Source organism: Sphingomonas sp. GW821-FHT03E12, from assembly GCF_059420685.1.
On record NZ_JBWKUF010000001.1, the window covers coordinates 693,816 to 705,929 of the forward strand.

Here is a 12,114-nt window from a genome sequence, read left to right on the forward strand (position 1 = left end):
CTCCTTGAGAGATGCTTCAGCCGATCTTGCGGACGGCGGTGGTGGAAACCTGTCCGATGCCGGGCAGGGTAAGGACGGGATTGCCGTCGCTGCCCATCGCCACCGCGGTGACGGGGGCCCAGACGAGCGGCTTGGCGGTGACGGAGCCGCCATCGGCATTCTGCGCGGCGACGCGGATCTTGAACGGGCCGTCGCCGGCTTTCTCGCCGGTGTCGGTCTTGCCGTCCCATTCGAACTCGAGCGGCCCCTTGGGCGCCTTGCCGAGCGCGACATTCTTGAGGATCTCGCCGTTCGGCCCCTCGATCACGACATTGACCTCGTTGGCGTCGGCGCCAAGCTCGATCACGCCGCCGAGCGTGCCGTCGGTGCGCGGATAGGCGGTGTTGCCTTCGGTCAGCACCGTGCGGCCGACCCAGGAGACGAGGTCCGTGGTCGAGGTCGCGCCGAGCTTGGTGGCGATCGCCTGAAGCGTCGTGTTCATCTCGCTGATCCCGGCGAGCGACGAGAATTGCGCCATCTGGGCGACCATCTGCGTGTTGTCGACCGGATCGAACGGATCCTGGTTCTTCATCTGCGCGGTCATCAGCGTCAGGAAGTCCGACTGGCCCAGGGTCGATTTCCCGCCATTGGCCGCGGCGTTCTTGTCGGTGCCGCCGGTGCGGCCGATGCCGAGTTTCGACATCACATCATCAAAGCCGGTAGCCATTAGCTGCGTCCCAGGTTGAGCGTCTGGGTGATCAGCGTCTTCGCCGTCTGCATCACCTCGACATTGTTCTGATAGGTGCGGGCGGTCTCCATCATGTCGACCAGTTCGCGGGTCTCATCGACCGCGCTTTCCCAGATGTTGCCGTCCTTGTCGGCCATCGGGTTGCCGGGGTCGTAGCGCTTGGTCGGCGCCTCACCCGCCGTCACGACGCTTTCGACATCGACCGTGGCGAGGTTGTTCGCGGCGTCGAAGGCGGTGCGGAACACCGGCTTCTGCGTGCGATAGGCCTCGGCCGCCGACGACGCGACCTGGCCGACATTGGCGAGGTTCGACGCGGTGGTGTTCATCCGCACGAGCTGCGCCGACATGGCGCGGCCCGCGACCTGGAAGATGCTGAGCGGCTGATCGGCCATGGTTATTCTCCCTTCAGCGCGCGGGTGATGGTGGAGATGCGCCCGTTGAGGAATGCGAGCGTCGTCTGATAGGCGACGGCATTCTCGGCAAAGGCGGTCTGCTCGGTCGCGAGCTCGACGGTGTTGCCGTCGAGGCTGGGCTGGAGCGGGATGCGGAACTTGGTCGCGGCCTCGATCGGATCGGTGCCCTCCATTGCGGGCGTTTCGATCGCGTTCAGCGCTTCCTTGAAGTCGATGTCCTTGGCCTTGTAGCCGGGCGTCGAGGCGTTCGCGATGTTCGACGCGAGCACGCCCATGCGCTGCGAGCGCACTGCGAGCGCCGCACCGTGCACCCCGAAAAGACTGTTCTGACCCATGCTATGCGTCCTCCGCACATTTGTTCGCGGCCTTCCTAGCAATGGGCGTGCCAGTTTCCGGGTCTGCGGCTGGAATCGCCCGGATTGCCGGGAAGCGCCGAGGGAGCGGCAAGATGTTGCCGGCGGCGGCAATGGTTTTTGCCGGTTTTGCCGGTCGCCGCCGCCGGATTGCCGGGGCTGGCCTCGCACGGAGGCGGGAAGGGCACTTGGCCCGGCGCTTGCAAAGAATCGCGCATGAACATGGCCGCGATCTCCCAACCCGCCGTCACGGCGCTCGTCCCCGGTACCTTTCTCGATCCGCTTGCGATCGGGATCGTGCTGGGCGGCACGGCGCTCTCCATGGTGCTGCGCAATCGGCTCGCCGATGTCGGTCGGGCGCTGGCGGCGCTGGTCACGCTGTGGCGGCGGCCGTTCGGCGCCGACGTGCTGCTCGTCCAGATCGCGGCGCAGGAGCGGATCGCGCATCGCCACGGGCTGTTCTCGCTCGACCGGGCGGTGATCGCCGATCCCGACATGGCGGCGGCGATCGAGGCCGCGGTCGACGGCGCGACGCCCGAACAGATCGAGCGGCTGGTTTGCGATCGCGTGACCGCTCGGGCCGAACGGCATCGCGCTGCGATCGAGGTCTGGACCGGTGCGGCCGAGGCGGCGCCGGCGATGGGGCTGATCGGGACGATCCTGGGCCTCGTCCAGATGTTCGCGTCGATGCAGGATCCCGAGACGATCGGTGCGGCGATGGCCGTTGCACTGCTCGCGACGCTCTATGGCGCGCTCGTCGCAAATCTGATCGCAATGCCGGTGGCGTCGCGGCTCAAGCGGCTCGCGCGGGCCGAGGCGACCGAACGGCTGCGGCTTGCCGCGCCGCTCGCGCATCTCGCGACGCTTGAACGCGCACGCAAGCGGGAGATCGCAGCGTGAGCGCGCGCCTTTCTGCCGACATGTGGGACGAGATCGCGCCTGCGCGGTCGGTGTGGCTGATCACGCTCGCCGACCTCGCGCTGCTGCTGGTCGGTTTCTTCGTGCTGCTTCAGGCCGATCGCGAGCTGGATCGCGAGACGCTGCTCGCCGGCCTCCGCGCCGGCTTCGGGATCGAGGACAGCGCGCCCGCGCCGATGGCGGTCGCGATGGCGCGGGTCGAGGGGTTTGCCGAAGGGTCGGCGGACGCCGATCCGCGCGGCGCCATCCTCTGGGCCCGCGACGCCGCACGCGATTCGCGCACCCGCATCACCATCACCGGATCGACCGACGGCACGCGCGATATCGATGCCGCGACCGGCAGCGCAGCGATCCTTGCCGCCGACCGCGCGCGCACCGTCGCCGCCGCACTGGTCCGCAGCGGCGCGGCCGACCCGGCGCGCATCGTCATTCTCACCGACCCTGGCAAGCGCCGGGCCGTCACCCTTTCCGTCGGCTTTGCCGGCGCCACGAATTGAAGCGGAGGTTCTCATGATCGCCATTCTCTTGTCCGCACTGGCTGCAACCGCCGGTCCGGCCGCATTCCAGTCCACCGAGACGCTCGACCGGCTGGTCGAGCAGTTCGCCGGGGCACCGGTCGGCATGGAAGGCGGTGCGCGCGCGCCGGTGGACAAGCGCCTGAGGCTCGCCGCGTGCGATGCGCCACAGCTGAGCTGGCGCTCGGCGGCGGAAGACGCGGTGGTGATCCGCTGCCAGGGGCCGCAGCAATGGCGCGTCTTCGTTCCGGTCAATGCGCTGCCCAAGCCTGTTGCACCGGTTGTGGCGGCGATGCCCGCGCCGGCGGTGGTCAAGCCTGTCACGGTGATCAAGCGCGGCGATCCCGTGCTGATCGAGGCCGGCGCGGCGGGTTTCTCGATCAGCCGCGAGGGGCTGGCGATGGCCGATGCCGCAGCGGGTGCACGGGTGCTGGTGAAGGTCGACGACAAAAGACCGCCGGTCGCCGCGATCGCGCTGGAACCGGGCCGTGCGCGACTGCCCGGATTCGGCGAGTAATTTTTTGCTAAAGCTTCTGCGCGCGCTGCCGTTCTTGCGTATGTCCGCAGAATAAAGGGTTGCAGACATGGTTGATCCAGTCGGCTTCAAGCCTGCATCAATTGCCGACCGGCGCCTGACGCCGGTAGCCCCGGCCGCGCCTGTGAAGGCGGCGGACGGTGTGACGCAGGCTGCCCAGACCAGCACCGCCGCATCGATCACCCAGGCTGCTGCCATGAGCGCGCCGGTCGATGCCGAACGCGTCGCGCGGATCAAGAAGGCGATCGCCGAGGGCAAGTTCCCGCTGGTCCCTTCGACCGTCGCGGACCGGCTGCTCGCGCTCAAGCTTCAGTGGAACCCGCATGACAAGGCGTGACGCCCTGGTTCGCGTGATCGACGCGCTACACGCCGAGATCGACGCATTGAAGGCGAACGACGTCGCCGCGCTCGAACGTGCGACGCGCGAGAAGCTGATCGGCATCGACGCGGTGGGGGCCGCGAACGACGACGATCCGGCGCTCTCGCCCGAGCTCAAGGCGCTGGCCGAGGAGGCGCACCGCCTCAACGAGACCTGCCGCATCTACGTCAACCTGATGGCCGCCAATGTCCGGCGGCGGCTGCAGACGCTGACCGGCAACAATTTGCCGTCCTACCGGCCCGGTGTTGCCGGAAGCTTTGCCTGATTGGCAAAATCACCCGCTGAACGGGTAGAATCCGCCAACTGGCATACCTCTTGCTGAACACCCTCTACCCAGGGGGAAGAAGAGCAAGAGCCGATGAGCATACCTTCGATCGGAGCCAAGGCGAACGTCACCACGGCGATCGCGACGGCCAGCCAGAAGACCGGTATCGACTTCAACTATCTGCTCGGCCAGGCGCAGGTCGAAAGCGGGATGCGCAGCAATGCGCGCGCGCGGACCTCGAGCGCCACCGGCCTCTACCAGTTCATCGAGCAAAGCTGGCTCGGCGTGGTCAAGGATCATGGCGACAAGCACGGCATGGGCTGGGCGTCGGACAGCATCCGCCGCACGTCGAGCGGCCGCTTCGTCGTCAGCGATCCTGCGGCACGCCAGGCGATCCTGTCGATGCGCAACGATCCCGAGATGGCGTCGCTGATGGCCGCCGAGCATGCCAGCGACAACAAGGACAGTCTTGAGAGTTCGCTGGGCCGCGAGGCGACCGGCACCGACCTCTATATGGCGCATTTCCTGGGCATCGGCGGCGCGCGGAAATTCCTGCGCGCCATGGATGCCAATCCGTCGCAATCCGGGGCGAACCTGTTTCCCGCCGCCGCGCGCGCCAATCGCAGCGTCTTCTATTCGTCGAACGGTACGCCGCGCTCGCTCGGCCAGATCTATGAGCGGTTCGCCGGCAAGCTCGATGCGGGCGCCGCGTCGGCAGGCGCGACCGCGCTGGCTTCGGGCCAGGTCGATGCGAAGTTCCAGCAGCTCGTCCAGTCGCTCGGCCCCGATGCCGAGGTGGTGCTGGGCAATGATGCGCAGGGGCAGGACCGCAACTGGCTGGCGACGCTCGACCGGCTGCAGACCGCCGGACGCGGGACGGACGCGCGCGCGGTCAACCCGCTGCGCCCGACACCTGAGACCGCCAAGCTTGCCTATATGATGCTCGCGAGACTGGGAGCGTAACCCGCGTGAACGCACTTGCACTCAAGGGGAGCGTCGCTCCCGTCCTGAAGAGCTTCGCCCTGCCCGTCGCCATCCTCGTGCTTGTCGCGATGATGGTCGTGCCGGTGCCGACCTTCCTGCTCGACGCCTTTTTCATCATGAACATCGTCATCAGCCTTGCCGTGCTGATGGTCGCGCTGAACGCGCAGAAGCCGCTCGACTTCTCTGCCTTCCCGACCGTGCTGCTGTTCGCGACCCTGTTCCGCCTTGGCCTTAACGTCGCGTCGACGCGCGTCGTGCTGGGCCATGGACATGAGGGCGAGGCGGCGGCCGGGCATGTGATCGAGGCGTTCGGTACCTTCATGATCGGCGGCGACTATGTCGTCGGGCTGTTCGTGTTCGCGATCCTGATCATCATCAACATGATCGTGGTGACCAAGGGTGCGGGCCGCGTGTCCGAAGTGTCGGCGCGCTTCACCCTCGACGCGCTGCCGGGCAAGCAGATGGCAATCGACGCCGACCTCAACGCCGGGCTGATCACCCCGGACGAAGCCAAGGCGCGTCGCGTCGAGGTGGCGACCGAAGCCGATTTCTACGGCGCGATGGACGGTTCGTCCAAGTTCGTGAAGGGCGACGCGATCGCCGGCCTGCTGATCCTGTTCATCAACATCATCGGCGGCCTGATCCTGGGCCCGGTCAGCCACGGCCTGACGATCGGCGAGGCGGCGCAGACCTATGTGCTGCTCGCGATCGGCGACGCGCTGGTCGCGCAGCTGCCCGCGCTGCTGCTGTCGATCGCCGCCGCCGCGATCGTCACCCGCGTCAGCGCGAACAAGGAACAGGGTCTGACTGACCAGATCGGCAGCCAGTTCGGCAGCCACAAGACCTGGACTCCGGTCGCCGTCATCGTCGGCCTGCTCGGCCTGCTGCCCGGCATGCCTGCCTTCATCATCCTGCCCGCCGCTGCCGGTTCCGGCTTCATGGCGTGGAAGATGTACCAGGCGAGCAAACGCCCGCCCGCGCCGGTCGAGATGATCGATGCCGAACCCGCCGACCCGTCGAAGATCGGCTGGGACGAGGTCACCGACAATATGCAGGTGATGATCGACATCGGCTATGGCCTGGTGCCGCTGATCGACGAACGCCGCGGCGGATCGCTGATGGGGCGGATCACCGGGGTGCGCCGCCAGCTGTCCAAGGAGCTTGGCTTCGTGGTGCCGCAGGTGCGCGTGCGCGACGACATCAACATGGGGCCGTTCACCTATCGCGTCGTCGTGGGCGGCGTGGTGATCGGTGAGGACAGCGTCTCACCCGACGAGGTGCTCGCACTCGACACCGGGCAGGCGGTCGGCACCCTCAACGGCAAGCTCGTCAAGGATCCGACCTTCGGGCTCGACGCGATGTGGATCTCGCCCGCCGACGCCGATGCGGCGACCGGTCAGGGCTGGCTGGTGGTCGATCCGGGCACCGTCATGGCGACGCACCTCAATCAGGCGCTGATCACCAACGCCGCCGACCTGCTGGGTCCGGACGAGGTGCAGGCGCTGCTCGACGGGCTGCGCGAGCGCGCGGCACAGCTGGTCTCCTCGCTCTCGCCCAACCCGCTGCCGATCACGACGCTCACTCAGGTGCTGCGCGGGCTGCTCGCGGAGAATATCCCGCTCAAGGAATTCCGCCGTATCGCAGCAGCCATAGCAATGGCCGCGCAGAAGACGCACGATGCCGACGAGATCATCGAGACGATCCGTCCGGAGCTTGGCCCGCTGATCATCCAGCGGCTGTGCGGGGTGCGCGAGCCGCTGCGCGTGATGACGCTGGAAGGCCAGCTCGAGGCGCTGCTGGGGCAGGCGATCCGCTCGGACCCGGCCAAGCGCCACACCATCGAACCCGATCTCGGCCGCCGCATCGTCGACGCGCTCCAGCGCGCCGCCCAGCCGCTGGTCGCCGAGGCCAAGCCCTTCGCCCTGGTCGTTCAGCCTTCGATCCGCATCGCGATCCGCAAGCTGGTCAAGACCTGTCTGCCGGATACCCCCGTGATGAGCTTCTTCGAAGTGCCTGAGGACAAGTCGGTCGAAGTCGTCGCGGTGATCGGTGCGCCGGAGGCGCTGCCCGCATGAACTTCCAGCCCTCACCCAACGAATTCGCGCTGACCTATGGCCGCACCGGCGAGACCCGGCGCGACATGGACGGCCTGGTGCGCAAGCATATGCCGCTGGTTCGCCGGCTCGCCTGGCACGTCCATGGATCGATGAGCAGCCTGATCGACGTCGAGGATCTGGTGCAGATCGGCCTCGTCGCGCTGGTCGAGGCGGCGGCGAGCTTCGAGGATCGCGGGCTGGTCAGCTTCGACCAGTATCTGCAGACCCGGGTGCGCGGCGCGATGATCGACGAGCTGCGGCGGCAGGCGACGATCACCCGCGGCGCGATGAAGCGGCGGCGCGTCTACAACGACGCGGTCGCGGCGCTGACCGACGAGCATGGCAAGCGGCCCGACGAGGCGGCGGTCGCGTCGCGGCTGGGCGTCACGGTCGAAAAGCTGCGCAGCGACTATGCGAGCGCCGAGGCGGTGCGCTTCGATTCGATCGACGAGGTCTATTCGGACGAGGGCCCCTGGTTCATGTCCGACGAACCCTCGGCATTCGACCAGCTTGCCGATGCCGACCAGCGCGAGGCGCTGATCGCAACAATTTCCGAGCTGCCCGAGAAGGAACAGCTGGTGATCCAGCTATACTATGTGGAGGAGCTCAACCTCGAGGAGATCGGACAGGTGCTCGGCGTCGGTGCCGCGCGCGTCTGTCAGATCAAGAAGAGTGCGCACGACCGGCTCAAGAAAGGGCTGATGCGGCGTTTGGGATGACGGATGCGGTGCCGGGGGGCCCGCATGCGTATAGGGGGTAGGGGCGGGAGCGTGCCGGGGGGTCGCTTCCGCCCCTTCTTTCAGGGCGAAGCGACATTCCGCCCATGCGGGGCTGCAAGACGCGATTCTCTGCGCTCCGGTGCTCACGTACCTTTAGTACGTTCCGCTCCAGTGCTCGATAATCACGTCTTTCGCCTCCACCTGGACGAAATGTCGCTTCGCCCTAGTCCACATGCGCGGCGCGGCTGTCGGCGGGAGCTTCGGCTCGCTCGTTCAATCCATAGTCGCGCATCACCGCGGCGATGCGGACGCGATAATCGGTGAACACGCCGCCGCGACCGGCGGTTTGGGCGCCGCGGTGCTTGGGGCGGTTGCGCCACGCGGCTATCGCCGTCTCGTCGCGGAAGAAGGAAAGCGAGAGGAGCTTGCCGGGGGTGGTCAGGCTTTCGTAGCGTTCGACCGAGATGAAGCCGTCGATCGCCTCCAGATCGGCGCGCAGCGACGCGGCGATGTCGAGATAGGCGGTTTCCTGCCCGGCTGCGGGCATCGATTCGAAGATCACCGCGATCATGACGTCACCTTTCGCAGGAAGATGCGATCCTCGCGCCGGATGAACCCCTCGTCGCGGGCGAAGGCGAAGTTCGCACGGCCGCCCGGATCGTCGCGCAGCCGCGCGCGATAGGCTTCATAGGCGGCGAGATCCGCGATGTCGTAGATGCCATAGGCGGTCGTCGCCGATCCTTCGTGCGGCGCATAATAACCGGTGAGCTGTGCGCCGCAGCGCGGGATCGCATCGTTCCAGCCGCGCGCATATTGTTCGAACGCGTCGATGCGGAACGGGTCGATCCGGTAGCGGATGAAGCAGGTGATCATGCATGTCCTCCTTGCCCGCTCGATAGCCGATTGTTCGGCGTCAATGCTTCGGCTATGACCGAACTATGCAGGACGGCCCTTCCATCTCGCGCGTCGCGGCGTTGATCGGCGATCCGGCGCGCGCGAACATGCTGGTCGCGCTGATGGACGGACGTGCGCTGACGGTGAGCGAGCTCGCGCAATGCGCGGGCGTCGCGCTGCCGACGGCATCGGGGCATCTTGCGCGGCTGAGCGATGCGGGGCTGGTCGCGCCGGCACGGCAGGGGCGGCACCGCTATTTCCGGCTCGACGATGGCGATGTCGCGGCGGCGATCGAGCTGCTGATGGGCATTGCCGAACGGACGGGGGCGAAGCCGGTACGGCCCGGCCCGCGCGATGCGGCGATGCGTGAGGCGCGGGTCTGCTACGATCATCTCGCCGGAGATCGCGCGGTACGGCTGGCGGAGCGCTTCGTTGCGGACGGCCTGGTGACACCGGACGAGATCCCGCGGATCACGGAGGCAGGGCGTGCCCGGCTCGACACGATCGGGGTGGCGCTGCCGCCGCACGGGCGGCGGCCGGAATGCCGGACCTGTCTCGACTGGAGCGAGCGGCGCAACCACCTTGCCGGGGCGCTGGGCGCGGCGATCCTTCAGCATGTGCTGGCGCAGGGATGGGCGAAGCGCGGGCCGGGGCGGGTGATCGCGTTCGATGGCCGGGGCGCGGCAGCGTTCGACAAGGCATTTGGCCTCTAGGTGCGGCGGCATTTCTATCTTGTTGGGGGCTTTGTCAGCCTGGGCCTCGCGGTGATCGGCGCGATCCTGCCGGTGATGCCGACCACGGTGTTCGTGATTCTGGCCGCCTGGTGCTTTGCGCGCAGCTCGCCCCGGCTCGAACGCAAGCTGCTCGAGCATCCGAAGTTCGGTCCGCATATCGTGCGCTGGCGCGAAAAGGGCGCGATCAGCCGCGGCGGGAAGAAGGCGGCGACGGTGGCGTTCGCGGCGAGCATCGCGCTGACGCTGATCTTCTCGCCCATGCCCTGGCCGCTGGTGACGATCGCCGCGGCGGCGATCGTCGGCGGATGGATCTGGACGCGGCCCGAGGGCTAGGGTTTCAGGCCGTGCACCAGCTTGCCGAACGCCGCGGCGGTCTCGCGCGAGGCGCGGTCGGCCTCCCTGGTCACGCGGGTGTGCTGCATGAAGCCGTGCCGCAGCGACGGATATTCGAGATAGACGGTCTCGACCCCCGCTTTCTTGAGCGCGGCGGCATAGGCCCGGTCGGAGTCGCGCAGCGGATCGAAGCCGGCGGCGGCGACCAAAGTCGGCGGCATCCGCGCAATGTCGTCGGCGAAGATCGGCGAGATTTCAGGCTGTGACAGGTTCATGCCCGGGAACACCGCGCGATGGACATATTCGGTGAACGGCACGTCGAGCCCGAACCCCTGCCAGAACAGCCGCGCCGACACATAGTCCTTGCGCATCTCCGGCACCGGCCGGTTGTCGACCGCGGCATAATAGAGCAGCTGGCAGGCCGGGCTCGGCTTGCCGGCCTTGCGCGTGCGGCTGGTCACCACAACCGACATGTTGCCGCCCGCGCTGTCGCCGCCGACGCAGATGCGGCGGGTGTCGCCGCCCAGCCGTGCGGCGTTGGCGACGGTCCAGTCGAACGCGTCCTCCGCATCGTTCCACGACGCGGGATAGGGGTGCTCGGGGGCAAGGCGATAATCGACCGACACGATGATCACCTTCGCGACATCGGCGAGCAGCCGCATCGACCGGTCGATCGTCTCGATATTGCCGATCACCCAGCCGCCGCCATGATAATAGACGAGGACGGGCAGCGTGCCCTTCGCCTCCGGGCGATAGACGCGCACGCGGATCGGCTGGCCCGTGCGCGACGTTGCCTGCTCGTCGCGGACCGATGCCAGCGCCGGACCGGGATGGGTCTGGCGGATCCATTCCTGATTGGCTTCGGCACGGATACCGGCGACGATCGCGGGATCGGCAAAGGCCTGATCGACCGTCATCTGCGGTGCGTTTGCAGGCCGGGCTTTCGCCTCCGCCTCCTCGGCCTTGTACCCCTGGTGCAGCCGGTACTGGAGGCGGACATCGAGCGTCTGGCCGTCGAGCTCGATCCGCTTGCCGCCGAGCTGATCGACGAACCAGCTGTCCGGCTTTACCGCGGTCTCGATCACCTCTTGCTCTTTGGGGTCGTTTTCGATCTGCGCGGCGCCGGCTGCGGACGCAAAGATGACGGTAAAAAGAAGCGCGCGGACAGACATCGGACCCTCCTGCATGCGCCGTTCCGGCGCTGACGATGCGATGATGGCCAGCCCGGTCGCGGGTCTTCAAGCGAAGCGAAGGGTAAGGCGCGGCGGTGGAGCGGGCTTACCCGTCTGTGCTGCGGACAAGGAAAAACCCCGGTGGTCGTGTGACCACCGGGGCTTCCTCGCATGCCCTCCCGCGAAGAGAGGGTGACCGGCCGTGGTGCCTGTCAGGGGGGTGACACCCCGACCGGCACACGCTTAGCGAAGCAGCGAGAGAACGTTCTGCTGCGACTGGTTGGCCTGCGCCAGCATCGCGGTCGACGCCTGGCTCAGGATCTGTGCCTTGGCGAGCGCGGTCGTTTCGGCCGAGAAATCGGCGTCCTCGATGCGGCTGCGCGCTTCGGACAGGTTGCTCGTCGTGGTCGTCAGGTTGGCGACGGTCGATTCGAGGCGGTTCTGCACCGCACCGAGATCGCCACGGCCGGCCGAGATCTCGGTCAGCGCGTCGTCGATCACCTTCATCGCGGCCGACGCATCGTCCTGGGTCGCGATCGACAGATCGGTGCCCTTGGCCGAAGCGGCGGTCAGGCCGATCGAGGCCATCGCCGCGGTTTCGCCGCCGACGATGATCGTCTCGCCCGCAGCCGCGGTCAGCACGACCTGGTTGAGCGCGACCGTGGCGTCCGTGTCGTCCGTCATCGTCAGATCGGCGGACGCACCCTCGGCGCGGACCTTGAACTTCGCGAGGTCGGCGGTGTCGGCCTTGAAGACCACATCGGCGGTGCTGGTCAGTTCGATCGCGGTGCCGGCCTGGTTAAGCGCGGCGGTGACGCCGACACCGCTGGTGCCGTTGATCGCGCTGACGAGCAGGTCGAGGTCGTAATAGCCGGGAACCGCAGGCGGACCGGTGACGTCAGCGACGGCGCCATCGGAAAGATCGATCGCCTTGCCGTTGATGTTGAGCGTGCCGGTCGTGGCCTTGGTCGCGCCGACCATGGTCAGCGTCGCCTTGGTCTGTGCAGCGGCCGTCACCCCGGTCTCGCTGGTCTTGGCGTTGATCGCCGTCACCTTGTCGGCGATCGCGCTGCTCGC

At 67.5% G+C, this 12,114-nt stretch carries 16 protein-coding genes and 1 pseudogene; 10 read left to right on the forward strand and 7 right to left on the reverse strand.

Annotation, left to right across the window (positions count from 1 at the left end):
* Window positions 1-16 precede the first annotated feature (16 nt).
* From AC07TU_RS03335 to flgB, 3 genes are read right to left on the reverse strand one after another with little or no spacing between them, the layout of a single operon-like run.
* On the reverse strand, window positions 17-706 hold the full coding sequence (locus tag AC07TU_RS03335) for a flagellar hook assembly protein FlgD (RefSeq protein WP_495186487.1): 690 nt from the start codon (window positions 704-706) through the stop codon (window positions 17-19).
* On the reverse strand, window positions 706-1,119 hold the full coding sequence (gene flgC / locus AC07TU_RS03340; RefSeq protein WP_265118084.1) for a flagellar basal body rod protein FlgC: 414 nt from the start codon (window positions 1,117-1,119) through the stop codon (window positions 706-708). The genes AC07TU_RS03335 and flgC overlap by 1 nt, the downstream gene beginning before the upstream one ends.
* Before the next feature lie 2 nt (window positions 1,120-1,121).
* Window positions 1,122-1,475, reverse strand: a complete 354-nt coding sequence (gene flgB / locus AC07TU_RS03345) for a flagellar basal body rod protein FlgB (protein ID WP_495186488.1) — start codon at window positions 1,473-1,475, stop codon at window positions 1,122-1,124.
* A gap of 234 nt (window positions 1,476-1,709) precedes the next feature.
* Between flgB and AC07TU_RS03350 the strand changes: the two genes are divergently transcribed.
* From AC07TU_RS03350 to AC07TU_RS03385, 8 genes are all read left to right on the forward strand, one after another.
* Window positions 1,710-2,393, forward strand: a complete 684-nt coding sequence (locus AC07TU_RS03350; protein ID WP_495186489.1) for a motility protein A — start codon at window positions 1,710-1,712, stop codon at window positions 2,391-2,393.
* Complete coding sequence (locus AC07TU_RS03355) at window positions 2,390-2,908, forward strand: flagellar motor protein MotB (RefSeq protein ID WP_495186490.1); 519 nt, start codon at window positions 2,390-2,392, stop codon at window positions 2,906-2,908. The genes AC07TU_RS03350 and AC07TU_RS03355 overlap by 4 nt, the downstream gene beginning before the upstream one ends.
* Before the next feature lie 13 nt (window positions 2,909-2,921).
* Window positions 2,922-3,443, forward strand: coding sequence for a flagella basal body P-ring formation protein FlgA (locus AC07TU_RS03360; protein WP_495186491.1), 522 nt, complete (start codon window positions 2,922-2,924; stop codon window positions 3,441-3,443).
* 67 nt (window positions 3,444-3,510) lie between these two features.
* Window positions 3,511-3,798, forward strand: a complete 288-nt coding sequence (gene flgM, locus AC07TU_RS03365) for a flagellar biosynthesis anti-sigma factor FlgM (protein WP_495186492.1) — start codon at window positions 3,511-3,513, stop codon at window positions 3,796-3,798.
* Entirely contained in the window at window positions 3,785-4,105 is a 321-nt protein-coding gene (locus AC07TU_RS03370) for a flagellar protein FlgN (protein WP_495186493.1), read from the forward strand. The genes flgM and AC07TU_RS03370 overlap by 14 nt, the downstream gene beginning before the upstream one ends.
* A gap of 93 nt (window positions 4,106-4,198) precedes the next feature.
* The gene (locus AC07TU_RS03375; protein ID WP_495186494.1) at window positions 4,199-5,068 is read left to right on the forward strand and encodes a lytic transglycosylase domain-containing protein; all 870 of its coding nucleotides are present in this window, start codon (window positions 4,199-4,201) and stop codon (window positions 5,066-5,068) included.
* Window positions 5,069-5,073: 5 nt separating this feature from the next.
* Window positions 5,074-7,164 carry a flagellar biosynthesis protein FlhA gene (gene flhA / locus AC07TU_RS03380; RefSeq protein WP_495186495.1) on the forward strand — a complete coding sequence of 697 codons (2,091 nt, stop codon included), beginning with the start codon at window positions 5,074-5,076 and terminating at the stop codon, window positions 7,162-7,164.
* Complete coding sequence (locus tag AC07TU_RS03385; protein ID WP_495186496.1) at window positions 7,161-7,904, forward strand: sigma-70 family RNA polymerase sigma factor; 744 nt, start codon at window positions 7,161-7,163, stop codon at window positions 7,902-7,904. Before flhA ends, AC07TU_RS03385 begins: the two co-directional genes overlap by 4 nt.
* Before the next feature lie 223 nt (window positions 7,905-8,127).
* Here AC07TU_RS03385 and AC07TU_RS03390 read toward each other — a convergent pair whose 3' ends face one another.
* A complete protein-coding gene (locus AC07TU_RS03390; RefSeq protein ID WP_495186497.1) occupies window positions 8,128-8,475 on the reverse strand; it encodes an antibiotic biosynthesis monooxygenase family protein in 348 nt (115 codons plus the stop codon).
* On the reverse strand, window positions 8,472-8,777 hold the full coding sequence (locus tag AC07TU_RS03395) for an NIPSNAP family protein (protein ID WP_495186498.1): 306 nt from the start codon (window positions 8,775-8,777) through the stop codon (window positions 8,472-8,474). The genes AC07TU_RS03390 and AC07TU_RS03395 overlap by 4 nt, the downstream gene beginning before the upstream one ends.
* Window positions 8,778-8,842: 65 nt before the next feature.
* On the opposite strand from AC07TU_RS03395, the gene AC07TU_RS03400 reads away from it, so the two are divergent.
* Both AC07TU_RS03400 and AC07TU_RS03405 read left to right on the forward strand, forming a co-directional pair.
* Window positions 8,843-9,511: an ArsR/SmtB family transcription factor gene (locus tag AC07TU_RS03400; protein ID WP_495186499.1), complete on the forward strand. Its 669-nt coding sequence runs from the start codon at window positions 8,843-8,845 to the stop codon at window positions 9,509-9,511.
* Window positions 9,512-9,865 (forward strand): YbaN family protein, encoded by a 354-nt coding sequence (locus AC07TU_RS03405; RefSeq protein ID WP_495186500.1) that lies wholly within the window; start codon window positions 9,512-9,514, stop codon window positions 9,863-9,865.
* Here the strand turns inward: AC07TU_RS03405 and AC07TU_RS03410 are convergent.
* Window positions 9,862-11,037: an alpha/beta hydrolase gene (locus AC07TU_RS03410; RefSeq protein ID WP_495186501.1), complete on the reverse strand. Its 1,176-nt coding sequence runs from the start codon at window positions 11,035-11,037 to the stop codon at window positions 9,862-9,864. The genes AC07TU_RS03405 and AC07TU_RS03410 overlap by 4 nt on opposite strands.
* A 243-nt stretch (window positions 11,038-11,280) precedes the next feature.
* Window positions 11,281-11,556: pseudogene (locus AC07TU_RS03415) on the reverse strand (flagellin); the annotation flags it as partial.
* Window positions 11,557-12,114: the final 558 nt, after the last annotated feature.

What these genes read in the sequence shown, in the direction of transcription:
- flgB (WP_495186488.1), bottom strand. Translation starts at nt 1,475, where the DNA reads ATGGGTCAGAACAGTCTTTTCGGGGTGCACGGTGCGGCGCTCGCAGTG.
- AC07TU_RS03390 (WP_495186497.1), bottom strand. Translation starts at nt 8,475, where the DNA reads ATGATCGCGGTGATCTTCGAATCGATGCCCGCAGCCGGGCAGGAAACC.
- AC07TU_RS03335 (WP_495186487.1), bottom strand. Translation starts at nt 706, where the DNA reads ATGGCTACCGGCTTTGATGATGTGATGTCGAAACTCGGCATCGGCCGC.
- AC07TU_RS03370 (WP_495186493.1), top strand. Translation starts at nt 3,785, where the DNA reads ATGACAAGGCGTGACGCCCTGGTTCGCGTGATCGACGCGCTACACGCC.
- AC07TU_RS03395 (WP_495186498.1), bottom strand. Translation starts at nt 8,777, where the DNA reads ATGATCACCTGCTTCATCCGCTACCGGATCGACCCGTTCCGCATCGAC.
- flgM (WP_495186492.1), top strand. Translation starts at nt 3,511, where the DNA reads ATGGTTGATCCAGTCGGCTTCAAGCCTGCATCAATTGCCGACCGGCGC.
- AC07TU_RS03385 (WP_495186496.1), top strand. Translation starts at nt 7,161, where the DNA reads ATGAACTTCCAGCCCTCACCCAACGAATTCGCGCTGACCTATGGCCGC.
- AC07TU_RS03360 (WP_495186491.1), top strand. Translation starts at nt 2,922, where the DNA reads ATGATCGCCATTCTCTTGTCCGCACTGGCTGCAACCGCCGGTCCGGCC.
- flgC (WP_265118084.1), bottom strand. Translation starts at nt 1,119, where the DNA reads ATGGCCGATCAGCCGCTCAGCATCTTCCAGGTCGCGGGCCGCGCCATG.
- AC07TU_RS03410 (WP_495186501.1), bottom strand. Translation starts at nt 11,037, where the DNA reads ATGTCTGTCCGCGCGCTTCTTTTTACCGTCATCTTTGCGTCCGCAGCC.
- AC07TU_RS03375 (WP_495186494.1), top strand. Translation starts at nt 4,199, where the DNA reads ATGAGCATACCTTCGATCGGAGCCAAGGCGAACGTCACCACGGCGATC.
- AC07TU_RS03350 (WP_495186489.1), top strand. Translation starts at nt 1,710, where the DNA reads ATGAACATGGCCGCGATCTCCCAACCCGCCGTCACGGCGCTCGTCCCC.
- AC07TU_RS03400 (WP_495186499.1), top strand. Translation starts at nt 8,843, where the DNA reads ATGCAGGACGGCCCTTCCATCTCGCGCGTCGCGGCGTTGATCGGCGAT.